The 1,548-nt window shown below is 69.4% G+C and carries 1 protein-coding gene; it reads left to right on the top strand.

Features of this window, described 5'->3' with window-relative positions:
* Positions 1 to 263: 263 nt before the first annotated feature.
* Positions 264 to 1,481 (top strand): IS110 family transposase, encoded by a 1,218-nt coding sequence (locus ACFYYH_RS34480; protein WP_388559884.1) that lies wholly within the window; start codon positions 264 to 266, stop codon positions 1,479 to 1,481.
* Positions 1,482 to 1,548 lie beyond the last annotated feature (67 nt).

Raw genomic sequence — 1,548 nt, forward strand, 5'->3', positions numbered from 1 at the left:
CCCCGTTATGTTTTCTGTGGTCCTGCAAGAGGGCCGCTGGCCTCCGGGCTCGGCATGACTGTTGCCCCCTGTCGAACGGATGACCTGGGGGGTGGTGTCACCGGGCCCGGGAGGTGCCGTCGGAGACGCTGATCAGAGGTCCGGCCGCCGTCCGGTCCGGCGCAATGCCGGACAGCTCGCGGGCGGCAGGTCTGCATAACGTGGATGCGCGCGCACGACACCCATGCCGAGGCCGGCACGTTCAACCCGCCTGGAGGGGCGCGATGTTCGATACCGACGACGTGGGCGTGTTCCTCGGCCTGGACGTCGGCAAGAGTGCCCATCACGGGCACGGTCTGACCCCGGCCGGCAAGAAGGTCTTCGACAAGCCCCTGCCCAACAGCGAGCCGAAGCTGCGGGCCGTGTTCGACAAGCTGACCGCGAAGTTCGGCGCCGTCCTGGTGATCGTGGACCAGCCCGCCTCGATCGGCGCCCTGCCCCTGACCGTGGCCCGGGACGCGGGCTGCAAGGTCGCCTACCTGCCCGGCCTGGCAATGCGGAGGATCGCCGACCTCTACCCGGGCGAGGCCAAGACCGACGCGAAGGACGCCACGGTGATCGCGGACGCAGCCCGCACCATGCCGCACACCCTGCGCACGCTGGAGCTCACCGACGAGATCACCGCCGAGCTGACCGTGCTCGCCGGCTTCGACCAGGACCTCGCCGCAGAGGCCACCCGCACCTCGAACCGGATACGCGGCCTGCTCACCCAGTTCCACCCCAGCCTGGAACGTGTCCTGGGCCCCCGCCTCGACCACCAGGCCGTCACCTGGCTCCTGGAACGCTACGGCTCCCCGGCCGCGCTGCGCAGAGCAGGCCGCCGCAGACTCGTCGAACTGATCCGCCCCAGGGCCCCGCGCATGGCCCAGCGGCTGATCGATGACGTCTTCGACGCCCTCAACGAGCAGACCGTGGTCGTGCCCGGAACCGGCACCCTCGACATCGTGATCCCGTCCCTGGCACGCTCGCTGTCCGCCGTCCACGAACAGCGCCGGGCCCTGGAAGCCCAGATCAACGCCCTGCTGGAGGCCCACCCTCTTTCCCAGGTCCTGACGTCGATGCCCGGCGTCGGCGTCAGGACGGCCGCAGTCCTCCTGGTCACCGTCGGCGACGGCACCGGCTTCCCCACCGCCGCCCACCTCGCCTCCTACGCCGGACTTGCCCCCACCACCAGACAGTCCGGCACCTCGATCCACGGCGAACACGCTCCCAGAGGCGGGAACCGGCAGCTCAAACGCGCCATGTTCCTCTCCGCCTTCGCCTGCATGAACGCCGATCCCGCCTCCCGCACCTACTACGACAGACAACGGGCCCGCGGCAAAACCCACACCCAAGCCCTCCTCCGCCTCGCCCGCCAACGCATCAGCGTCCTGTTCGCCATGCTCCGCGACGGCACCTTCTACCAACCCCGGGACCCCAAAGACATCCAACTCACCGCATGACCCCAGCAAGCCCGAACTACCTCAAAACCACAGGGCCGCCTTGACGAAAGACATAGAGGCACCCCCC

It is taken from the genome of Streptomyces sp. NPDC002018 (assembly GCF_042890865.1).
In the GTDB taxonomy this organism is placed as follows: Bacteria; Actinomycetota; Actinomycetes; order Streptomycetales; family Streptomycetaceae; genus Streptomyces.

Excerpts from the sequence above, each read along its gene's own strand:
- ACFYYH_RS34480 (WP_388559884.1), top strand. The coding sequence starts at position 264 with ATGTTCGATACCGACGACGTGGGCGTGTTCCTCGGCCTGGACGTCGGC.